The following is a 20307-nucleotide window of genomic DNA, read 5'->3' on the forward strand; positions in this document are numbered from 1 at the left end:
GATCCTCCCCTCGATAGCGGCGCGGCCTGACACACGTGACACAGTGTCTAAAGGCGAAAAACCGGGCCCGTGTTCCGCGCTTTCAAGAGTGGAGGTCCGGGCGGGCGAGGCGGGGTGCATTCCCCGCCTCTCGCACTGTTTGCCCATGTAGGACAGCGCTACCTTCAAGGCGCGCCCGTCAAAACGCCGCAATGCCCGTAATCGCCCGGCCCAGTATCAGCGCGTGGACATCATGCGTGCCCTCGTAAGTGTTGACCGTCTCCAGGTTCACCATGTGGCGGATCACCTGATATTCCTCGCTGATCCCGTTGCCGCCGTGCATGTCGCGCGCGACGCGGGCGATGTTCAAGGCCTTGCCGACATTATTGCGCTTGACCACGCTGACCATGTCGGGCGCCCAGTTGCCCTCGTCCATCAGGCGGCCGACGCGTAAGCTTGCCTGCAGGCCCAGCGCGATCTCGGTCAGCATGTCGGCCAGCTTCAGCTGGTAGAGCTGCTTGGAAGCGAGCGGGACGCCGAACTGCTGCCGGTCGAGCCCGTATTGCCGCGCGGCGGCCATGCAGAATTCCGCCGCGCCCATCGCGCCCCACGAAATGCCGTAGCGCGCACGGTTGAGGCAGGAAAACGGACCCTTGAGGCCCTGCACTTCGGGGAACATGGCCGAAGCGGGCACGCGCACCTCGTCCATCACGATCATGCCCGTGGTGCTGGCGCGCAGCGAAAGCTTGCCCTCGATCTTGGGGGCCGAAAGCCCTGCCATGCCCTTTTCCAGCACGAAGCCGCGAATGCCGCCGCCATGCTCTTCGCTCTTGGCCCAGACGACGAAGACGTCGGCGAAGGGTGAATTGGAGATCCAAGTCTTGCTGCCCGAGATGACGTAATCGTCACCGTCTTTCTTCGCGACCGTCTTCATGCCTGCTGGGTCCGATCCCGCATCGGGTTCGGTCAGGCCGAAGCAGACGATCAGCTCTCCGCTGGCAAGGCCCGGGAGGTACTTCTGCCGTTGCTCTTCGGTACCGAAGGCATGGATAGGGTACATGACGAGGCTGGACTGAACGCTCGCCATCGAACGATAGCCGCTATCGACCCGCTCGATCTCGCGCGCGATCAGGCCATAGGCGACGTAGCCCGCGCCCGCGCCGCCATATTCCTCGGGGATAGTCGCGCCCAGCAGGCCTGCCTGCCCCATCAGGGGGAAGAGCTCGGGTGCGCTCGCTTCTTCACGGAATGCATCGATCACGCGTGGCTGCAATTCGGACTGCGCGAATGCGTGCGCGGTGTCGCGGATCATCCGCTCGTCCTCGGTCAACTGGTCGTCGAGGCGGAACGGATCGGTATGGTCGAAGGGGATCATGGGGGGGTGGGGCTCGCTTGTCTGTTCTGCGAGAAGGCCCATGGCAAATGCAGGCCCGCCACGGCAAGCCCTGCCGTGCCTCAGGCGGTCCGTCGGTAAACGCGAATCAGGCGGGTTCGATATCGCGCTCTGCAGGGGCCTGCGCGAGAATCTCGGCATCTTCGGGATGCAGCGTCAGGTGCACCTGCGTGATGATGTCCCCCGGCGGGCACGGTTTGGAAAGCGCCAGCGTGTTCGGGAAACGGTCCGACACTTCGTCCAGCGGCAGGTGGCCCGAATGGAAGATGACGGGCACATCCTCTGCGATCAGCTTTTCGGCGAAGGGATACACGACCGTGTCGTGCAGCCGGATGTCGAGGATAGCGAGATCGGGCTTGCGCTTCTGGAAGGCGAGCATTGCGGAATTGAGATCGCCGTGTGGCCCTTCGATCAGGTACCCGGCCTCCCGCATGGTGTCGCACAGGTCTAGGCCGACGATAGGCTCGTCTTCCGCGATGAGAATGATCGGCTGTTCCATGCGTTCTCCCACTGCGACCGCGAATTGAACCGAACGACCAAATGTCATGATCGTTCCAAAACTGTCACATTGGCAAGAACTTTCTTGCGCCGTTCGTTCCCTAGAGCTTGCCGAAACGTGCTTCGTATGCGGCGGTATCGCCGCCGCTGAGCAGTTTCGCCTGCTCGACCCAGTCGTCACGCCGGATGCGGCCCTTGAACCGGCCAAGCTGCGCATCGATGCGGTCGATATCGGCATCGCTCCATCCCGCAATCTGCGCGAAGGACGTGATGCCCATTTCGTGCAGTTGCGCGACAAGCTTGGGGCCGACGCCCTTGAGGCGGGTCAGGTCGTCGCCATCGCCGGTCGCGGGCGCTTTGGCCTTTGCGGGCTTTTTCGTCTCAGCAACTGCGGCACTCGTAGCTACACCCGTCGCCGCGCCAGCGCCTGCCATGCCGGTGCTGACAGGCGGCACCGCCGGGGCGACCTTGGCTGCAGCGGGCTTGGCGACTTCCGGTGCAGGTTCGGGGTCGGCAGGAGGCGCCGCCGCATCCTTCGCGGCGGCTGGCGGCGCATCGATCAGCGCCTGGTTGCGTTTGGCGCCAGCATCGCCCTCGTCGACTTTGTCGCGCGTGACCTTGGTCTTGCGCGAGCCTGACATCAGGAACCAGGCAACCACAAAGCCGACCAGCACGGCCAGCAGGATCAGCAGCCAGTTGGCTTCGATCAGTTCAATCATCCAGGTTACGCCTCTCTATCGTTTTCTTTCTCCCGCATTAACGCGAAAGTCCGGGCCACGCAAAGTCCAAACCACGTGCGCCAGCGCGCCCAGCCCGAGGCCGAGCGCATATCCGGCGAGCGCCAGCACAATCAGTTCGATGGAATAGGCCATTGGTCCTCGCGCTCCGCCTTACCGTGCCGCCGGCGTATCGATGGGAGTGGGGCGGGTCTTTTCAGTGGCGACTACGCGGAACTCGATGCGGCGATTGGCCGGGTCCGCCGGGTCCAGCCCGCGCACCGGGCGCGACGAGCCATAGCCGGTTGCGCGCAGGTTCTGCGCCGGGATGCCCCGGTCGACCAGTTCGCGCCGCACCATCTGCGCGCGGTCCTGCGAAAGTGCGAGATTGACCTGCGGAGAACCCGAGGTGTCCGTGTGCCCGGAAATCGCGACGATCGCCCCCACGCATGGGCGCATGGCCGCGGCGAGTTCGTCGAGCACTTCCTCGCTGCCGGGAATAAAGTCTGCCGACGATTCCTCGAACCGGATCGTGCGCCCCGCCATCACGGTCAGCAGGTCGTTCTCGCACCTGAGCAGTTCGATATTGGTGTCGGAACCCGCGAGCATCGTCCCATCGGTCCAGTGGACACCGCCCATACCGGGAATATCGGCGATGGCCTGCGCGATGCGCACACGCTCAAGCTCGCTCAGGTCGCGCCGAGGGGTCAGCATCGGGTGGCGGGTGGGCCAGCCGCGCGCATTGACGAACCGCACGTCCACAGCGGGGTCGCTGCCCTGTTCGGGAAGTGCCCTCACCTGCGCGGCGAGGCGGTTAGTGAATCCGGTTGCGGTCTGGCTCGCGACGAACAGCGCCATCGCACATACCAGCAGTGCGCCTGCAAAAACTGAAAGGGCGGGGCGATTGCTCACCCCGCCCCGATAACCAGAGCCAAGCGGTTAGAAAACCCTCAGGGCTGGTCCAGTCCCTCGGCAACGCCCACCAGCTTGATGAATTCCTGCCGGTAGAAGTCGCTCTGCTGCCCTGCGAGGCTGCGGACCGCCGTGTATGGGAAATCGTCGAGCAGGGTGTCTCCACGCAGTTTCTGCGCGAACGCCGCCACTGCCGTAGCGAAGGCGAAGTCCCCCTGCGGCACGGGCGCATTGGCGAGACGGCTGGCGGGCAGGACCTGTTCGATCAGGGTCGAGGTGTCGCTATCGGGCTGCTTGTAGCGCAGTTTGACATAGGCCGCTTCGCTCGCCTGCCCGGAAGCCGCCTGCGGGATGCGATCCTGATAGCGGCGGCCGGGGATCCACCCATCCTGACCTGCGGGCACGACCTCGTAGATCGCGGTCACCTGGTGGCCCGATCCGATATCGCCCGCATCGACCGCGTCGTTGTTGAAGTCCTCTTCACGCAGGATGCGGTTCTCGTACCCGATCAGGCGGTACTGGCTGACCACCGCCGGGTTGAACTCGACCTGCACTTTTACGTCCTTGGCGATGGTGAACAAGGTCGCGCCCAGCTGTTCGCCCAGCACCTTGCGCGCCTCGATCGCGCTGTCGATATAGCCGTAATTGCCGTTACCGCGGTCCGCGATCTGCTCCATCAGCGCTTCGTTGATATTGCCGCGCCCGAAGCCGAGCACGGTCATGCTGATGCCGTTCTTGCGCTTGTTCTCGACATATTCGAGCAGCGCGTCGTTGTCCGACAGGCCGACGTTGAAATCGCCATCGGTCGCCAGGATCACGCGGTTGATGCCATCGACCTTGCTGGCTTCCGCCACGCGATAGGCCAGTTCGAGGCCCGCACCACCGGCGGTCGACCCGCCAGCCTGCAGATCGTCGAGCGCGGCCATGATCTCACGCGAATCGCTGGTCGGTTCGAGCACGAGGCCCGCCGCACCCGCATAGACCACGATGGACACGCGATCCTTCGGCGTCAGCCGGTTGACCAGCGTCTTCATCGCAGTCTGCACCAGCGGCAGCTTGTCGCGCGAACTCATCGAGCCCGATACGTCGAGCAGGAAGACGAGGTTGGCCGCGGGCCGTTCTTCCTTGGGCGCGTCGTATCCGGCAAGTCCGATCCGCACGAGTCGCGTCTGCGCATTCCACGGGGTCTGCGCGACATCCATGTTGACTGTGAAGGGCGCGGCATCGGCGCTGGTCGGGCGCGCATAGTCGTAGCGGAAGTAGTTGACGAATTCCTCGGTCCGCACGGCGGACTCACGCGGCAGCTCCCCGTCGGTAAGCATGCGGCGCGCATTGGAATAGGAGCCTGTGTCGACATCGACCGAGAAGGTGGAGACAGGCTTTTCGAGCGTCACCGCAACTTCGGACACCTCCTTGCCGTCATACCGCTCCCGGTCGGGCTGTGTCGGCACAACGATCGAAGGCACATAGCGCAGGTCGGGCGAGGTGGACTGCTGTGGTTCGCCTTCCGGCACGGACTCCGCCAATCCTTGGACGTTGAGCGCTACCCCCGTCTGCGAGCTCGAAAAATCGTATACTCTAGCTGACGGCGATGGTGGCGGAGGCGGAGGAGGAGGCGGTGGCGGCGGTGGCGGTGGCGGAGGGGTGTTGCGATCCTGGCTAACCTTGCCGCCAGTCAGAACAATCTCGTCGCTCTGGTCGGTCGTCGCACATCCGGCGAGCCCGACGCTGACAATCGCTACGACTGCAATATTCTTCATCCCCATCGCACCAGTACTCCCCTTGGTTTATCTTTGGGTGACGGGCTCAAGGCTCTCGCCCGGCCCGTGAACGACCTCTGAATGCTCCGGTCGCCAGCCGGTCATGTCTCTTCCTGCGTGATGTTGCGGCGGAACAGCACGCGGTCTTCCGGGCCGAAGCCGAAGAACCAGATGATCGTTCCGTAAGTCGCCAGGATTGCCGGGATCCCGACAATCAGTTCCAGCCATTCGGGCAGCTGCGTGGCGCCCCAGCCCACTGCCGCTGCAGGGATCGCCGCCAGCACCAGTGCCCAGCGGAAATTGTTGACCGTTTCGCCAAGGATGCGGCCCAGCATGATGCTCTTGGTGATGCTTGCGCCTGCCAGCGCCAACGCCAGCGCGACTGCAGCGGCGGGCATGCGCCAGAATTCGGGGAGATCATAGGCGTCGATGGCGACCATGAGGCCGATGGTCAGCACCGCCTGGAACAGGATCGTGATCAGCGACACGATCAGGTTGCGCATGCGCGCAATGTAGATGAGCGCGCTTTCCGAGACGACCGCCAGCGCGGCGACCACTTCGGCCACCAGCAGGATCGAGAGCGCGCCGGTGCCGCTGACGAAGTCCGGCCCCAGCAGGCCCATCACCGCCTCGCCGGGAAGCGCGAGGGCGAGCGCGACGCCTGCCTGCATCGCGACGATCCAGAAGCCGACCTGGCACACCTGCTTGGCGATGGCCGAGCGGTCGCCCACTTTCAGCGCGGCGGTGATGACCGGGCCCAGGATCGGGTCGAAACTGGTCTTCAGCTTCTGCGGCAGCGTGGCGACCTGTTGCACCGCGTAATAGACGCCGACCTGCGCGGGCGTGGCGAATTGCGCGAGGATGGCAAGGTCGAGCTTGCGCGTGCCCCACTCGATGGCGTCGGCTCCGGCCAGCGGCAGGTTGCGCATGGCCAGCCGGAAAACGCGCACCGGGTGCGGGGTCCATTCGTGGGGCATGCCGTAGTGCCGTATCGCGGGCATGATGGCGGCGAAAGAAGCGGCGACGATCGATATCACGTAGGCAATCTCGAGCCCGCTGTCGGGCACCACGAAGAACAGCGCGCCCGTGGCAATCGAGAGTACCCACGGTTCCACCACTGCGCGGCTGCGCACGGTCGCGCCGATATCGTAGCGATAGGCGCAGGCGGCCAGCGCGACCTCGGTCAGCGCGTAAGGCAGGATGGTCAGCACCAGCAGCCACGACAGGTCGCCATTGGCGCCGTTGGGGAACATCGGCTGCGGAAAGGCCACGAACAACGCCGTGAAGGCGAGCGAGGTTATGATGCTGAGCACTATGGCATCGGCCACGATGTGCGAGGGCGGGCGCTCGTCATCCTCGCTCAATTGCTGCGCGAGCCCGCGTTTCTGGCCCAGCACCGCGACCTGGCTGGCCAGTTCGACCACCACCAGCGCAGCAGCGAAGCGGCCCAGCATGTCGTCCCCGTAAAGCCGCCCGGCAATGAACAGGAACGGGATGCGCGCGGCCAGCCGGATCAGGAAGCCGAAGAAATTGGTCCGCCCGCCGCGGGCAAGCGCAGCCATGTCTGCGCTCGGGCCTGTGCCGCTCGTGGCGCGGCCCGCTTGCTCGGGAGCGGGATCGCTCAAGCAGGGCGGCTTTCGGCAGTGAGCGGGCGTGTCAGCAGGTCGGTCACCACACCTTGCGCCTCCGCTCCGTCGAGAAGCGCGACGACTGCGTCGACGATCGGCATGTCGATACCTTTTTTACGCGCGAGGCGGGCCAGCACGGGCGCGGTGTGCGCGCCTTCGGCCACGGTGTGGCGGTTGGCCATCAGGTCACTCGCGCTCTGCCCTTCACCAATGGCCTTGCCGAGCGAGAAATTGCGGCTGGAAGTGGACGAGCAGGTGAGCACGAGGTCGCCCAGCCCGCACAGGCCGGTCAGCGTCTCGCGCTGGGCCCCTAGCGACTCTCCGAAGCGGACCATCTCGGCAAAGCCGCGCGCGATCAGGGCGTTGCGCGCGTTCTGGCCCAGTGCCAGCCCGTCGACCACGCCGCAGGCAATTGCGAGCACGTTCTTCACCGCGCCGCCGATCTCCGCCCCGATCAGGTCGTCGCTGTAATAGGGACGGAAGGTCGGGCGCGCGATGACGGGAGAGAGCCGTTCCCACTGCGCCTTGCCGCCTTCGCAGGCGAGCGTGACCGCTGCGGGCAGCCCGGCGGCGACTTCGTGTGCAAAGGTCGGGCCGGACAGCGCGGCGAGTGTCGCCTTGGGGCAAGCGTCATGCGCAACGTCGCTCATGATGGCTCCGGTCGATTGCTCGATCCCCTTGGCGCAAATCACGAGGTCCCCGGAAAAGCCCGGCAGTTCCGCCAGAACGGCGCGCAGGTGCTGGGCCGGTGCCACCGCGAGGATCACGTCCACATCCGCTACATCGGCGAGGTTGCCGGTCGCGCGGATCGAGGGGGAGAGCGGCGAATCGGGCAGGAAAGACGTGTTGCGGTGGTTGGTGTTGATGTCCTCCACCACTTCGGGCTCGCGCGCCCACAGCAGCACGTCTCGGTCATCCGAAGCGAGCATCTGCGCCAGCGCGGTGCCCCATGCGCCGCCGCCGAGGACTGCTACTTCTGCCATCAAGCCTTCACTCCTGCCCCGCGTGCGGGCTCGGCATCCGGGTCCAGCGGCCAGCGGGGGCGCGCCTTGAAGTCGAGTGGATCGTTCTGGCCCAGCCTTTCGCAGCCCGCCCATGCGATCATCGCCGCATTGTCCGTGCACAATCCGGGGGGCGGCGCGACGAAGCGCATATCGTGCTGCTCTGCCAGTGCCTCCAGCGCGGCGCGCACGCTTGCATTTGCGGCGACCCCGCCCGCGACGACCAGCGCGGGGGCATGGCCACCGCTGTCGATGGCGCGCTCCAGCCGGTCGACCAGGCAATCCACCGCCGCCTGCTGGAAGCTCGCGGCGATGTCTGCGTCGGAATAGGCGCGCGAACCCTCACGGTCCGTTCGTCCTGAGCTTGTCGAAGGGCGGGCGTCGCGCTGCGTTCGCGGTTCGACAGGCTCACCACGAACGGATTTTTCTTGCGCTTCCTTCGCGCGAAGGACCGCGCTCTTGAGCCCCGCGAAGCTGAAATGCGGTTCCTTCCCGCCGACCAGCGGGCGCGGCAGCGGAACGGCCTTGGGGTCGCCTTCGCGCGCCAGCTTCTCCACCGCAGGCCCGCCGGGGAAGCCGAGGCCGAGGATCTTGGCGGTCTTGTAGAAGGCTTCGCCCACCGCATCGTCGATCGTGGTGGCGAGCCGCCGGTACTGCCCCACATCTTCGCACCGCAGGATCTGGCAGTGCCCGCCCGAGACGAGCAGCAGCAGGTAGGGAAATTCGAGCGCTTCATCGACCAGCCGGGGGCTGAGCGCATGGCCTTCCAGATGGTTCACCGCGATCAGCGGAACGTCGCTGGCCATGGCGAGCGCCTTGGCGCTAACCAGCCCGACCATCACGCCGCCGATCAGCCCCGGCCCGGCGGTCGCGGCGATGGCGGAAAGATCGGCCAGCTCCATCTCCGCCTCCTCCATCACCTCCGCGATCATCGGCGCGATCCGCTCCGCATGGGCGCGCGCGGCGATCTCTGGCACGACGCCGCCATAGGGGCGATGCGCCTCGTCCTGCGAAGCGATACGTTGCGCGATGATCCTGCGGTCGGTGCCCACCATGGCCACCGCCGTTTCGTCGCAACTGGATTCGATCCCGAGTACCACCGGCATGGTCCTTTCCCTTAAAGCAGCGCGGGGCTAGGGCAAGCCAAGCAATGCCGAACACCCCCCTTATCAGACTGGGCACCCGCCGCTCCCAGCTCGCCATGGCGCAGGCGCACGAGGCGCGCGCGCGGCTGTGCGCGGCGCACGGGTGGGACGAGAGCGCGGTCGAGCTGGTGCCGGTGGTGGCCGATGGCGACAAGGTGCAGGACCGCGCATTGGCGGAGCTTGGCGGCAAGGCACTGTGGACACGCGGGCTCGACCAGTGGCTGGCCGAGGGGAAGATCGACGCGGCGGTCCATTCGCTGAAAGATGTCGAGACGATCCGGCCGGAGGGAATCGCGCTTGCTGCGATTCTCCCTCGGGCCGACCGGCGCGACGTGCTGCTGGGCGCGTCTTCCATCGCGTCGATCCCGCGTGGCGCAAGGCTGGGCACCAGCGCCCCGCGCCGCGCCGCGCAGATGAAGAACCTGCGCCCCGATATCGAGACCGTGCTGTTTCGCGGCAATGTCGCCACCCGCATGGCCAAGCTGCAGGCGGGCGAGGCGGATGTGACGCTGCTCGCCGCCGCCGGGCTGGAGCGGCTGGGCGAGGAAGGTGTCGGTACGCCGCTGGAACTCGACGACTTCCTGCCCGCCCCATCTCAGGGAGCCATCGGGATCGAATGCCGCGCCGATGATACGTCCACTCGCGATCGGATCGCCGCAATCGATCACGCACCGACCCGTGCCGAGGTGAGCGTGGAGCGCGGCGTGCTCGAGGCGCTGGGCGGATCGTGCCACAGCCCGGTGGGGATGCTGGCGCAGGCGGAGGGGGACGGGATCGCTCTGACAGTTGCGCTGTTCAGTGCCGATGGTGCCGAACGCGTGGACGGGTCATGCGCGCTTGCCGCCGAGGATGGACACGCGATCCGCGCCTTCGCCAAAGACCTGCTGGCGCGCGCTACCCCGGGGATCGCGGTGTTGTTTGCAGGCGAGCAGTGACCGCGCCGGTCTTCGTCATCCGCCCCGAACCGGGCCTTTCGGCCACGATCAAGCGCGGACAGGCGATGGGGCTGGATTTGGTCGCGATGCCGCTGAGCGAGGCCGAACAGGTCGAGTGGCAGATGCCGCCGGCCACCTTTGACGGCATCCTGCTCGGCAGTGCAAACGGATTACGCCATGCCGGGGCGAAGCGCGCGAAACTCGCGGGGCTGCCCGTCTACGCCGTGGGCGAGGCAACGGCCGCCGCAGCGCGCGACATGGGCTTCGACATTGCCTTGACCGGCGCCGGAGCCTTGCAGGCCGTCCTGGACTCGCTTCCGGCAAGCCGCCCGATCTCGCTCCTGCGTCTTGCGGGAGAAGAGCGCGTGCCCATCAATGCACCGGCCCATGTCACTATCGAAACAGTGACGACCTACCGCATGGCGCACCATGCGCTGACTGCCTCACAGATCGCGCAACTGGGATCGGGCGGTATCGTCCTGCTGCATTCGGCGGCCTCCGCTGCGCATTTCGATAAAGAGGTCTTGCGCACCGGGATCGACCGGAACGTGCTGGCGCTCGCGGCGCTCAGCCCACGCATTGCGGGAAGTGTTTCAGATGGCTGGAAAAGCGTGGGCGTGGCGGCTACGCCCGACGACCCGGCCCTGCTTTCCCTGGCCCTGGATATGTGGCATTAACCATTCACCGCTAAGCTCCGGCGCGGGATCACGGAGCGACACGGAACTGGATTTGTAATGGAATTTGACGAAGCCCGGCAGGATCGCATGCGCACGTCGCGTGCCTGGCTGGGCATTGCCTTGGTCATCGTATTGCTGGTTGCCGCGGGGGCGCTGTTCCTCGCCTGGCGGCCGGGTATCTACGAGAGCACCCTGGCCGCTCTGACCGAAGGCGATACCGAAAACAGCGAGCCTATGGCCCGCGCCGGCGCAACGCCGAAGCCGACCGAAAAGAACGCCGCGGCAGGCCAGAACCCTGCCCGCGCTGCGCAGGCAACGACTCCGCAGGCAACCACATCCGAAACCGAAGCGAACACTGCAAGGGTCGAGGCTGTGGCGCAGCAGCAGGGCGGCCTCGAGCAGCGCCTTGCCGCCGCCGAACAGCGGCTCGCCCGGCTGGATTTGCAGGCAGAGGCCGCCGCGGGGAATGCCGCGCGTGCGGAGGGCCTGCTGATTTCCTTCGCCACGCGCCGTTCGATCGAGCGCGGGGCTGAGCTTGGCTATCTGGCGGACCAGCTGCGCCTGCGGTTCGGCGATGCACTGCCCAATGCGGTACGCACGCTGGTGCAGATGTCGCGCGATCCGGTCACCATCGACCAGCTGCTCGCGCGGCTGGAAGGGCTGGAGCCCGCCCTGCGCGCTTCGCCCGAGGAACCGAGCCTCCAACGCCTGCGGCGCGAGCTTTCCAACCTGTTCGTGGTCCGTCGTCAGACGGCCCCGTCCCCGCAACCGCAACGGCGGATCGAACGGGCGCGCATGTTCCTCGAAACGGGGCGCTATGAGGCCGCGATCGAGGAAGTGCAGAACATGCCGGGTGCCGATGCTGCCGACCAGTGGGTGGCCGACGTGCGCCGCTACGCTGCGGCACAGCGCGCGCTCGACCTGATCGAAACCGCTGCCGTCCTCGAGCCGCGCCGCCTGCGCGATGGTTCGGGCGAACGGATCGACCAGCCGAGCCCGGTGACGAGGCCTGCGGAGTAAGCGTTCCCTTCGCTAGTTCTGTGCATGTATCACGCGTGAGACGGTGTTTCACGCAAAGACGCGAAGAGGGTTCGCGAAGTAGCGAAGCTGCGAATCTTCTTTGCCTGACGTGCTACTTGCGAAGTGTGAAGTGTGAAGTGGAGAATGCGGCTGGCGCCGCAGGCACACCCTCTTGGCGTCTTCGCGTGAGAATATTTCCGGTTACCGCTGGCGGTGATGGCGTAACAGGATGGCGAGAGAAATCTGCGCCGGTACCTAGCCCCGCATCAGTTCGGGCACATCGCCGCTGACGCCGCGTGCCTCGTCCATGAACCAGCGCTTCAAAGGCTCGAGGCGCTGCACGCCCGCCATCCCGAACCGGCGAATGGCGGAGGCGCCGGGCCCGGATATGCCGAACAGCCGCGTGAGCCCGTCGGTCGCGAGCGAGACCATGAAGGCATCGAGCCCGCGCCAGCTTTCATAGCGCCCCAGCATTTCCGCATCGCCCGGATCGAGGCCGAGGCGTTTCGCTTCCGCGATCACTTCGACCAGTGCGCCCGCATCGCGCAGGCCCAGGTTCAGCCCCTGGCCCGCGATCGGGTGGATGCCGTGGGCTGCGTCACCCACCAGCGCGAGCCGGTGGTCGACCACCTTCGCGGTATGGTGGAACCCGAGCGGGTAGGATGAACGCGGACCGTTGGCTTGCAGGTCGCCGAACATGCGGCCCATCCGCTTTTCGACTTCGTGAATGAAGGCGCGGTCGCCCATCGCCAGCACGCCTTCGGCATCGCTTTCGTCCACCGTCCATACCAGCGCGCTGCGGTGGCGACCCTGTTCGTCGTCGAGCATGGGGAGCAGCGCGAAAGGCCCTTCGGGATAGAAGATTTCCCACGCGACATTGTCGTGCGGCTTGGAATGCACCAGCCCGGCGATGATCGCGCGGTGGTTGTACTGCCAGTTGGCGATCTTGAGGCCCGCCTCCTCGCGCGTGGGAGAGCGGCGCCCTTCGGCGGCGACCATCAGCCGGGCTTCCAGCACCGTCCCATCGGCGAGCGTGGCGGAAACCTTGTGGTTGCCGCGCGTGCGCTGGGTCACTTCGACACCGGCGTGCCACGCGATCAGCGGCTCTGCCCTGGCGGCTTCGAACAGGGTCAGGCGCAACTGCCGGTTGGCGAACATCCGGCCGAGCGAGCCATCGCCCTCGTCCGGCTGGAAGTCGATCCGCCCGGGCTTGAGCTGGTCGGTGACCGCGATCTTGGCAATCGGGCAGCCGTGCGGTTCGAGCGTGTCGGCCAGCCCGATATTGGTGAACAGGTTCCAGCTGGCTGTCGAGATGGCAGACGCGCGCCCGTCGAACCCTTCGGCAGTCAGGCTTGCCGGATCGGCGCGGTCCACCACATGGCTGGTGATGCCTTTCCTTGCCACCGCCAGCGCCAGCGTCATGCCGACCAGCCCGCCACCCAGGATCAGCAGGTCGCGCGGTTCGGCGATGGCAGGCTTGCTGGCTGGCTTTCTGGGCATCGCGGACATTTCCATAGCTTGTTTCGACCGGGCCACAGCCCTAGGCCGCTCGCGATGACCCGCGCAAGCCCGCCCTTGATCCGCCAGCTGCTTGCCGTGCTGCTTGCACTGCTGCTGGCGCCGTTCGCGGTGCATGCGCAAGAGACCAGTATCGACGCGAAACTGGTGGTGGAGGGCCCGGTGCAGCCGGGCACAGAGACGCGCATTGCGATCCGCTTCACGCCCGTGTCCGACGAATGGCACGGCTACTGGTCCAACCCGGGCGATGCGGGCAAGGGCATGGAGATCGAATGGGACCTGCCCGAGGGAGTCTCTGTCGGCACGTTCCGCTATCCTCCGCCCGAAACGCTTGTGCAGCAGGCGGGCCGGCGCAGCCTGATGAACCACATCTTCGAAGGCGAATATGCGGTGGTCGCGCCGCTGCGCGTGGCCCCGGATGCGCAGATCGATGGCCCCTTCATCCTGCGCGGCACCGCGAGGTATCTCGCGTGTACGGACAGGATCTGCGTGCCGCAGACCGCGCAGCTGAGCGCGGTGGACGCCATTGGCCCGGAAGAGGCAAATGCCCGCTTCGCACAATACCAGAGCGCGCTTGCCGCACCGCTCGACCGGCCTGCCCGCTTCGCATTGGCGGGGGACACACTCCGCCTCGCGATCCCGCTGCCCGCCACGCTGAACCTCGGTGCGCCGCATGTGTTTATCGAGAATCGCGAGCTGGTCGATTACGCCGCGACCCAGACCTTCGCGCGTGATGGAGACATGCTGCTCGTGCAGATTCCCTTGTCCGGGGTGGAGCAGCCACCAAAGACGGTCTCGGGCATCCTGCGGCTGGGCGACGGCACGGGGCTGGCGTTCGACGCACGCGAAGGGAATGTCGCGACCGGTGGTGAGCCGATCCGTACGGGAGGCAACCTGCCGCCCTGGTGGGTGCTGATCGGCGCCGCACTGCTGGGCGGGCTGATGCTCAACATCATGCCCTGCGTGTTCCCGATCCTGTCGCTGAAAGCGCTCTCGCTGGCGAAGGCAGGCGGCGACGAGGATGCCGCGCGCAAGGATGCGCTGGCCTATACTGCGGGCGTGGTGCTGGCCTGCGTGGCACTCGGCGCGGCGCTACTGGCCCTGCGTGCGAGCGGCGAGGCGGTCGGCTGGGCATTCCAGTTGCAGAACCCGGCCATAGTAGTGGCGCTGTTCCTGCTCGCGTCGGCGCTGACCGCGAACTTCCTCGGGGCGTTCGAGATTCCGGGTTTCGCGATAGCGGGCGGCGGCGGAAGCCAGCGCGGCAGCTTCGCGACCGGACTGCTCGCCGCCTTCGTCGCGACCCCTTGCACCGGGCCATTCATGGCGGCGGCGCTGGGAGCGGCGCTGGTGCTGCCGGTGGTGCAGGCACTGGCGCTGTTCGCAGCGCTAGGGCTGGGGCTGGCGTTGCCGTTCCTGCTGCTGGGTTTCGTGCCCGCGCTACGCAAACGCCTGCCCAGGCCGGGCAAGTGGATGGAGGCCTTCCGCCGCTGGATGGCGCTGCCGATGGGGCTCACCGCGCTCGCGCTCGCGTGGTTGCTCTGGCGGATGGGTGGCACAATGTTCCTGTTGTCGTGCATGCTCATGGCCGGAAGCGCGACCCTCGTGCTGATCTGCGCCTGGAGCCAGCGCTTGCGCAACCACCCCTATCGAACCGTCCTGATGATCGGGCAGGGGCTGGCGATCGTCTCAATGCTTCTGGTTGCACCCCAAATTCTGGAGCGGAGCGAACATGGGATCGAGGCATCAATACTCGATACCCGCCCCTTCAGCGAGAGCGCCTTGGCCGAGGCACGCGCCACCGACCGCCCCGTGTTTGTCTATTTCACCGCCGACTGGTGCGTCACCTGCAAGGTTAACGAAAGCGTCGCCATCGAAACGCAGGCGACCGCCGATGCTTTCGATGAAGCCGATGTGGTCGTCCTACGCGGCGACTGGACGCGGCCCGACCCGGCGATCACTGCCTTCCTGACGCAGCAGGGGGTGGCGGGCGTCCCGCTCTACCTGTGGTATGCGCCCGGTGCCCGGGCACCGCAGCAATTGCCGCAGGTTCTCAGCCCCCGTTCGCTGGCTGACCTTGCGGATCGCGATCCTTCGAATGTGATCGTATTGCCGCCCGGCAGCTCTCGATAAGGTCGCGCGGGCGCTCGCTCGCATTCAACGCCAGCGTACCCGCACCGGGGATCGTCAGCTCGACCCCGCGCTGGCCGGTCAGCACGTCGAGCTTCTCGGAGGAAAGCGGCGCGGTCCCCTCCCACAGGAACGCGCGCCCGTTATTCGTCGCTTCGACAGGGAAGCGTTCGCGGTGGCCGTTGCCGATGATCGCCATCAGCGCCTGTGCGCCCTCGTCCGCACGCGCGAACCGCGTGATCCTGAGGCGCGGCGCCTCGCCATCCATCTCGCATGCAATCGCGGCGAGCGGGTGCTGGCCGGGCTGGCCATAGATCAGCCGCAGCGGCGTCTTGCTGGGCGCCCATACCGCGCCTTCCGCATCGGGCGAGGCAATCGGCTCGCTGGCGAAGCGCGCGGTGTCGGGCACTTCGGCCCGCGCATCGTAGCGGTCGGCGGCGGGGGGCTGGCAGGCGCAAACCAGGGCCCCGAATGTCAGGGGAGCGGCCACGGGCAGGAGACGGTGCATCGCGCGTTTCCTATGCATCCCGCACCTGCCCCGCAAGCCATCGCACCATCGGCGTCACCCGTTCACCGATTGCGGATAAAGGCGCGAATATCGGCGGAAAGCTTCGCCCGGTCCTCGTCGCGAATATACATCATGTGGCCCGCGTCGTAATAATGGAACTCGAGGCGATCCTGCGGGATGCCCACGCGATTGAGCGAATATTCCGCGCCGAAGAACGGGGTTGCGAAATCGTACCACCCCTGCGCGTTGAACACGCGCAGCTGCGAGTTCTGCCGCATGGCCTGCCCGATATATTGCGCGACATTCAGGTAGGCGCCGCGCCCGCGGCCCGAAAGGCCCCAGTTCCAGTGCGCACCCGGTTCGCCGCCGATGGACTGGTACTCGCGATCCGTTTCGTAGCCCAGGCTCTCGCGCGTCCAGCTGTTGATCGCGGCGGTATAGCCCGCATCGATGCCGTAGAAGCTCGGGTCGTTATCCGGGTACTCGCCCGCGTTATCGTAGTCCTTGCCAGTGTAACGGCTGTCGAGCCGGCCGACCGTCAGGCCGCGATCGCGCAGCAATTCCTTGTAGAACCGCTGGTCGGTCACGCGCAGCTCGGCTTCGTCGAGGTAGCTTTCGGACAGGCCGGTGAGGCGCGAAAGCTCTGCCCGCACCGCAGCGCGTTCGGCAGCAGGCAGGTCCTGCCCTTTCAGCAGCGCGGTCGCATAGGGCCCGATGGCGAAGCGGCGGGCCTCCTCGGCAATCGCCTCCACCGAAGGCGCCTGCGCCTTGCCGTGGTAATAGGCGGCGGTCGCCATGTTGGGCAGCGCCATCACGTAAGCCATCTCGTTGCCCGGCGTCGGCTCGCGCGCGGCGAAATCGAGGATGGTCGACACAAGGATCAGGCCATTGAGCGCGACATCGTTGTAGGTGCCGCCTTCCAGCTCGCGCACCACCATCGCCGTGCGCGTGGTGCCGTAGCTTTCCCCGCCCAGGTATTTGGGGCTGTTCCAGCGGCCATTATCGTTGATCCAGCGCCGTATGACCTTGGCCACCGCGCTCGCATCCTCGCGCAACCCGTAATATTTCTTCGGGTCGGTGTCTTTGGTCAGGTAGCTGAAGCCCGTGCCCGGCGGGTCGATGAAGACGAGGTCGGCGACGTCCAGCAGGCTGTCGGGATTGTCGAGGATGGGGTAAGGCGGTGCCCCGTCGTCGCGCGCGTCGGAAGGGATTGCCACTCGCTTGGGCCCCCATGCGCCCATCTGCAGCCAGACCGACCCCGAACCCGGCCCGCCGTTATAAATGAAAAAGACCGGGCGCGATGTGTCGCGCGGCGATTTGACGTAGCTGGTGGTGACGATGACCGCTTCGGGCTTGCCGTCATCGTCTTCCAGGATCGTCTCCGCAATGGTCGCGGTGTAATTGACCCGCTGCCCGCCGAAGGTACCGGAAAGGTCACGGGTGCGGACCTGCGGGGTGATGCTGGCGGCACTCGCTTCGCTGGCAGCAGGCTTGCCCTGCGCGAGGGCTGGCGTGGCGAGGGGCAGGCTCGCAAGCGCGATAGCTGCGGCGTAGAGGAATTTGCTCATGCGTGCGCTATGGCAAAGCTGAGCAAGCGCGGCAATCGGGTGAGGATTGCCTAGCGCATCTTCTTCTGCGTCCTCCCATATCGCAATTTCCGCGTACCCGGCTTGCCCTCATTGCTCCGGCCAACCCTGGGCGCCTTGTGCTCGCCCTCCGGCAAACCAAGCTCGTCGTTTTCCAGCGAACGGATTTCGTCGCGCAGGCGGCCTGCCTCTTCGAACTCCAGGTTCGCGGCGGCTTCGCGCATCTTCTTTTCGAGATCCTCGATATAGGCGCGCAGGTTGTGGCCGACCAACGGCGCAGCTTCGTCCTCGGGTGCGCCATCTTCGCCCTTGGTGGTGTGGGCGGTGATGTCCGCAATGGCGCGGCGGATCGTGGTGGGGGTGATCCCGTGTTGCTCGTTGTACTCGCGCTGCTTCTCGCGCCGCCGTTCGGTTTCGGCCATCGCGCGTTCCATCGATCCGGTGATGCGGTCGGCGTAGAGGATCACCCGGCCATCGACGTTGCGCGCCGCGCGGCCGATGGTCTGGATGAGCGAGGTTTCGGAGCGCAGGAAGCCCTCCTTGTCCGCGTCGAGAATGCACACCAGCCCGCATTCGGGAATGTCGAGCCCTTCGCGCAGCAGGTTGATCCCCACCAGCACGTCGTACACGCCCAGCCGCAGGTCGCGGATCAGCTCGATACGTTCGAGCGTCTCGACATCGGAGTGCATGTAGCGGACCTTCACGCCCGCCTCGTGCATGAACTCGGTCAGGTCTTCGGCCATCCGCTTGGTCAGCGTGGTGACGAGCGTGCGGTAGCCCTTGGCGGCGGTCGCCTTGCACTCCTCGATACAGTCCTGAACCTGATCCTCGACCGGGCGGATTTCGACCGGCGGGTCGATCAGCCCGGTAGGGCGGATCACCTGTTCGGCGAAGACGCCGCCGGTCTGTTCCAGTTCCCATCCGCCGGGCGTGGCGGAGACGGCGAAGGTCTGCGGGCGCATCGCGTCCCATTCGTTGAAGCGTAGCGGGCGGTTGTCGATACAGCTGGGCAGGCGGAAACCGTATTCGGCGAGCGTGATCTTGCGGCGGTGGTCCCCGCGCGCCATCGCGCCGATCTGCGGCACGGTCTGGTGGGATTCGTCGACGAAGAGTAACGCGTTTTCGGGGAGGTACTCGAACAGGGTCGGCGGTGGTTCGCCGGGGAGGCGCCCGGTGAGGAAGCGCGAATAGTTCTCAATCCCGTTGCAGCTGCCGGTCGCGGCGATCATCTCGAGGTCGAAATTGGTGCGTTGCTCTAGCCGCTGGTGTTCGAGCAGCTTGCCTTCCGCCTCCAGCTCCTTGAGCCTTTCGGCCAGCTCGAACTTGATGGCCTCGGTCGCCTGTTTCATCGTCGGGCCGGGCGTGACGTAGTGCGAGTTGGCGTAGACCCGCACCTTGTCGAGCTTCGTGCCCGGCTTGCCGGTCAACGGGTCGAACTCGACGATCTCCTCGATCTCGTCCCCGAAGAACGAAATCCGCCAGGCGGTGTCTTCGAGGTGGCTGGGGAAGAGTTCGAGGTTGTCGCCGCGCACGCGGAAATTGCCGCGCGCGAAAGCATGGTCGTTGCGCTTGTATTGCAGCGCGACCAGCTTGCGGATCAGCTCGCGCTGGTCGACGCTTTCGCCGGTCTTGATGTCGAAGATCATCGCCGAATAGGTCTCGACCGAGCCGATCCCGTATAGGCACGATACGCTCGCGACGATGATGACATCGTCGCGTTCGAGCAGCGCGCGCGTGGCCGAGTGGCGCATCCGGTCGATCGCCTCGTTCACCGAGCTTTCCTTCTCGATGTAGGTGTCGCTGCGCGGCACGTAGGCCTCGGGCTGGTAATAGTCGTAGTAGCTGACGAAATACTCGACCGCGTTGTTGGGAAAGAAGCTCTTGAACTCGCCATAAAGCTGCGCGGCGAGGATCTTGTTGGGCGCAAGGATCAGCGCGGGCCGCTGCAGTTCCTCGATCACCTTGGCCATGGTGAAGGTCTTGCCGGAGCCGGTGACGCCCAGCAGCACCTGTGTCTTCTCGCCACCCTCCGCCTCGCGCACCAGTTCCTCGATCGCGGTCGGCTGGTCGCCTGCGGGTTCGTAGTCGCTGACCAGTTCGAACCGCTTGCCGGGCATCGATTTTTCGGGGCGGGCGGGCTTGTGCGGGGTGAACTCCCCGGTGGTGTCGGGCTCTTCCAGCCCGCGACGGATGATCAATTCGGCCATGTCGTCCATATTGGCGCACACGCGGTTCGCCGCAATGGCGGTTGTGAGGATACGGGATGCCCGGTAGGCTCGCTCGCAACGGGGGTCGCGCTCGATAGTTCGATTTGGGAGAGAATACATGCGCACGATCATTGCAGCTTCAGCCTGCCTCGCACTGCTTGCCGCCTGTTCGGATGGCGGCGCCGATACCGATGGCGACGGCGAGATCACGCAGGAAGAAATGGTCGCGGAAGCCGCCTCGGGCGGGGACGTGAAGTTGCGCCCGGGCCAGTGGGAGCACACGGTCGAGTTCACCGAACTCGATATGCCCGGCGTGCCCGCGAACATGCAGGACATGGTCAAACAGCAGATGGGCAGCGGCATCACCACCACGACCTGCATGACCGAGGAAGAGGCCAATCGCCCCAATGCCGATTTCTTCGGCGGCGAAGGGAACGACGATTGCACCTACGAGGAATTCGACCGCAGCGGGAACAAGATGACGCTGCGGATGACCTGCGATGCGGGCCAGGGCGGCACGGCGAAAGTCGCGATGGATGGCGAATTCGCTGCGGATAGCTTCACCCTCACAATGGACAACAAGGTCACGGGCACGCAGGCGGGCGATGTGACCATGAAGGGCACGGTAACCGGCAAGCGGATTGGCGACTGCCCGGCCTAGGGCCTCCGATCTGCGGGGCCTGCCGTGCCAATCGCA

The 20307-nt window shown here is 66.0% G+C and carries 18 protein-coding genes; 5 read left to right on the forward strand and 13 right to left on the reverse strand.

Features of this window, described 5'->3' with window-relative positions:
• Window positions 1-178: 178 nt before the first annotated feature.
• The 9 genes from ACEQXE_RS09195 to tsaD form a co-directional block, all read right to left on the reverse strand.
• Complete coding sequence (locus tag ACEQXE_RS09195) at window positions 179-1354, reverse strand: acyl-CoA dehydrogenase (protein WP_370178651.1); 1176 nt, start codon at window positions 1352-1354, stop codon at window positions 179-181.
• Between the two features lie 106 nt (window positions 1355-1460).
• On the reverse strand, window positions 1461-1871 hold the full coding sequence (locus tag ACEQXE_RS09200) for a response regulator (protein ID WP_370178653.1): 411 nt from the start codon (window positions 1869-1871) through the stop codon (window positions 1461-1463).
• Window positions 1872-1971: 100 nt separating this feature from the next.
• Entirely contained in the window at window positions 1972-2589 is a 618-nt protein-coding gene (locus tag ACEQXE_RS09205; RefSeq protein WP_370178654.1) for a hypothetical protein, read from the reverse strand.
• Window positions 2590-2604: 15 nt separating this feature from the next.
• A complete protein-coding gene (locus tag ACEQXE_RS09210; protein ID WP_370178656.1) occupies window positions 2605-2742 on the reverse strand; it encodes a hypothetical protein in 138 nt (45 codons plus the stop codon).
• Window positions 2743-2760: 18 nt separating this feature from the next.
• Entirely contained in the window at window positions 2761-3498 is a 738-nt protein-coding gene (locus tag ACEQXE_RS09215) for an OmpA family protein (protein ID WP_370178657.1), read from the reverse strand.
• Between the two features lie 38 nt (window positions 3499-3536).
• Window positions 3537-5258, reverse strand: a complete 1722-nt coding sequence (locus tag ACEQXE_RS09220) for a von Willebrand factor type A domain-containing protein (protein ID WP_370178726.1) — start codon at window positions 5256-5258, stop codon at window positions 3537-3539.
• A gap of 101 nt (window positions 5259-5359) precedes the next feature.
• Window positions 5360-6820 (reverse strand): lipopolysaccharide biosynthesis protein, encoded by a 1461-nt coding sequence (locus tag ACEQXE_RS09225; protein ID WP_370178728.1) that lies wholly within the window; start codon window positions 6818-6820, stop codon window positions 5360-5362.
• Between the two features lie 59 nt (window positions 6821-6879).
• Entirely contained in the window at window positions 6880-7869 is a 990-nt protein-coding gene (locus tag ACEQXE_RS09230) for an NAD(P)H-dependent glycerol-3-phosphate dehydrogenase (RefSeq protein ID WP_370178658.1), read from the reverse strand.
• Window positions 7869-8993, reverse strand: a complete 1125-nt coding sequence (tsaD, locus tag ACEQXE_RS09235) for a tRNA (adenosine(37)-N6)-threonylcarbamoyltransferase complex transferase subunit TsaD (RefSeq protein WP_370178660.1) — start codon at window positions 8991-8993, stop codon at window positions 7869-7871. Before tsaD ends, ACEQXE_RS09230 begins: the two co-directional genes overlap by 1 nt.
• Before the next feature lie 44 nt (window positions 8994-9037).
• On the opposite strand from tsaD, the gene hemC reads away from it, so the two are divergent.
• Genes hemC through ACEQXE_RS09250 form a run of 3 tightly spaced genes read left to right on the forward strand, consistent with a single transcriptional unit; the run spans window position 9038 to window position 11664 of the window.
• Window positions 9038-9967: a hydroxymethylbilane synthase gene (gene hemC / locus ACEQXE_RS09240; RefSeq protein WP_370178662.1), complete on the forward strand. Its 930-nt coding sequence runs from the start codon at window positions 9038-9040 to the stop codon at window positions 9965-9967.
• Complete coding sequence (locus tag ACEQXE_RS09245) at window positions 9964-10644, forward strand: uroporphyrinogen-III synthase (RefSeq protein ID WP_370178664.1); 681 nt, start codon at window positions 9964-9966, stop codon at window positions 10642-10644. The genes hemC and ACEQXE_RS09245 overlap by 4 nt, the downstream gene beginning before the upstream one ends.
• A 57-nt stretch (window positions 10645-10701) precedes the next feature.
• Window positions 10702-11664, forward strand: a complete 963-nt coding sequence (locus tag ACEQXE_RS09250; RefSeq protein WP_370178666.1) for a hypothetical protein — start codon at window positions 10702-10704, stop codon at window positions 11662-11664.
• A 255-nt stretch (window positions 11665-11919) separates the two neighbouring features.
• On the opposite strand, the gene ACEQXE_RS09255 is transcribed toward ACEQXE_RS09250, so the two are convergent.
• Window positions 11920-13164, reverse strand: a complete 1245-nt coding sequence (locus tag ACEQXE_RS09255; protein WP_370178668.1) for an FAD-dependent monooxygenase — start codon at window positions 13162-13164, stop codon at window positions 11920-11922.
• A gap of 54 nt (window positions 13165-13218) precedes the next feature.
• On the opposite strand from ACEQXE_RS09255, the gene ACEQXE_RS09260 reads away from it, so the two are divergent.
• Window positions 13219-15312 carry a protein-disulfide reductase DsbD family protein gene (locus ACEQXE_RS09260; protein ID WP_370178670.1) on the forward strand — a complete coding sequence of 698 codons (2094 nt, stop codon included), beginning with the start codon at window positions 13219-13221 and terminating at the stop codon, window positions 15310-15312.
• Here the strand turns inward: ACEQXE_RS09260 and ACEQXE_RS09265 are convergent.
• From ACEQXE_RS09265 to uvrB, 3 genes are all read right to left on the reverse strand, one after another.
• Complete coding sequence (locus tag ACEQXE_RS09265) at window positions 15233-15817, reverse strand: hypothetical protein (protein ID WP_370178671.1); 585 nt, start codon at window positions 15815-15817, stop codon at window positions 15233-15235. The two genes, ACEQXE_RS09260 and ACEQXE_RS09265, sit on opposite strands and share 80 nt — an antisense overlap.
• A 62-nt stretch (window positions 15818-15879) precedes the next feature.
• A complete protein-coding gene (locus ACEQXE_RS09270) occupies window positions 15880-17385 on the reverse strand; it encodes a S10 family peptidase (RefSeq protein ID WP_370178673.1) in 1506 nt (501 codons plus the stop codon).
• Window positions 17386-17435: 50 nt separating this feature from the next.
• The gene (gene uvrB, locus ACEQXE_RS09275) at window positions 17436-19610 is read right to left on the reverse strand and encodes an excinuclease ABC subunit UvrB (protein WP_370178675.1); all 2175 of its coding nucleotides are present in this window, start codon (window positions 19608-19610) and stop codon (window positions 17436-17438) included.
• Window positions 19611-19728: 118 nt separating this feature from the next.
• On the opposite strand from uvrB, the gene ACEQXE_RS09280 reads away from it, so the two are divergent.
• Window positions 19729-20271, forward strand: a complete 543-nt coding sequence (locus ACEQXE_RS09280; RefSeq protein WP_370178677.1) for a DUF3617 domain-containing protein — start codon at window positions 19729-19731, stop codon at window positions 20269-20271.
• The last annotated feature ends 36 nt before the right edge of the window (window positions 20272-20307 follow it).

Source organism: Alteriqipengyuania sp., from assembly GCF_964222115.1.
In the GTDB taxonomy this organism is placed as follows: domain Bacteria; phylum Pseudomonadota; class Alphaproteobacteria; order Sphingomonadales; family Sphingomonadaceae; genus Alteriqipengyuania.

Excerpts from the sequence above, each read along its gene's own strand:
- ACEQXE_RS09280 (WP_370178677.1), top strand. The coding sequence starts at position 19,729 with ATGCGCACGATCATTGCAGCTTCAGCCTGCCTCGCACTGCTTGCCGCC.
- ACEQXE_RS09225 (WP_370178728.1), bottom strand. The coding sequence starts at position 6,820 with ATGGCTGCGCTTGCCCGCGGCGGGCGGACCAATTTCTTCGGCTTCCTG.
- tsaD (WP_370178660.1), bottom strand. The coding sequence starts at position 8,993 with ATGCCGGTGGTACTCGGGATCGAATCCAGTTGCGACGAAACGGCGGTG.
- ACEQXE_RS09250 (WP_370178666.1), top strand. The coding sequence starts at position 10,702 with ATGGAATTTGACGAAGCCCGGCAGGATCGCATGCGCACGTCGCGTGCC.
- ACEQXE_RS09265 (WP_370178671.1), bottom strand. The coding sequence starts at position 15,817 with ATGCACCGTCTCCTGCCCGTGGCCGCTCCCCTGACATTCGGGGCCCTG.
- uvrB (WP_370178675.1), bottom strand. The coding sequence starts at position 19,610 with ATGGCCGAATTGATCATCCGTCGCGGGCTGGAAGAGCCCGACACCACC.
- ACEQXE_RS09255 (WP_370178668.1), bottom strand. The coding sequence starts at position 13,164 with ATGCCCAGAAAGCCAGCCAGCAAGCCTGCCATCGCCGAACCGCGCGAC.
- ACEQXE_RS09220 (WP_370178726.1), bottom strand. The coding sequence starts at position 5,258 with ATGAAGAATATTGCAGTCGTAGCGATTGTCAGCGTCGGGCTCGCCGGA.
- ACEQXE_RS09260 (WP_370178670.1), top strand. The coding sequence starts at position 13,219 with ATGACCCGCGCAAGCCCGCCCTTGATCCGCCAGCTGCTTGCCGTGCTG.
- ACEQXE_RS09200 (WP_370178653.1), bottom strand. The coding sequence starts at position 1,871 with ATGGAACAGCCGATCATTCTCATCGCGGAAGACGAGCCTATCGTCGGC.
- ACEQXE_RS09230 (WP_370178658.1), bottom strand. The coding sequence starts at position 7,869 with ATGGCAGAAGTAGCAGTCCTCGGCGGCGGCGCATGGGGCACCGCGCTG.
- ACEQXE_RS09205 (WP_370178654.1), bottom strand. The coding sequence starts at position 2,589 with ATGATTGAACTGATCGAAGCCAACTGGCTGCTGATCCTGCTGGCCGTG.
- ACEQXE_RS09195 (WP_370178651.1), bottom strand. The coding sequence starts at position 1,354 with ATGATCCCCTTCGACCATACCGATCCGTTCCGCCTCGACGACCAGTTG.
- hemC (WP_370178662.1), top strand. The coding sequence starts at position 9,038 with ATGCCGAACACCCCCCTTATCAGACTGGGCACCCGCCGCTCCCAGCTC.
- ACEQXE_RS09210 (WP_370178656.1), bottom strand. The coding sequence starts at position 2,742 with ATGGCCTATTCCATCGAACTGATTGTGCTGGCGCTCGCCGGATATGCG.
- ACEQXE_RS09270 (WP_370178673.1), bottom strand. The coding sequence starts at position 17,385 with ATGAGCAAATTCCTCTACGCCGCAGCTATCGCGCTTGCGAGCCTGCCC.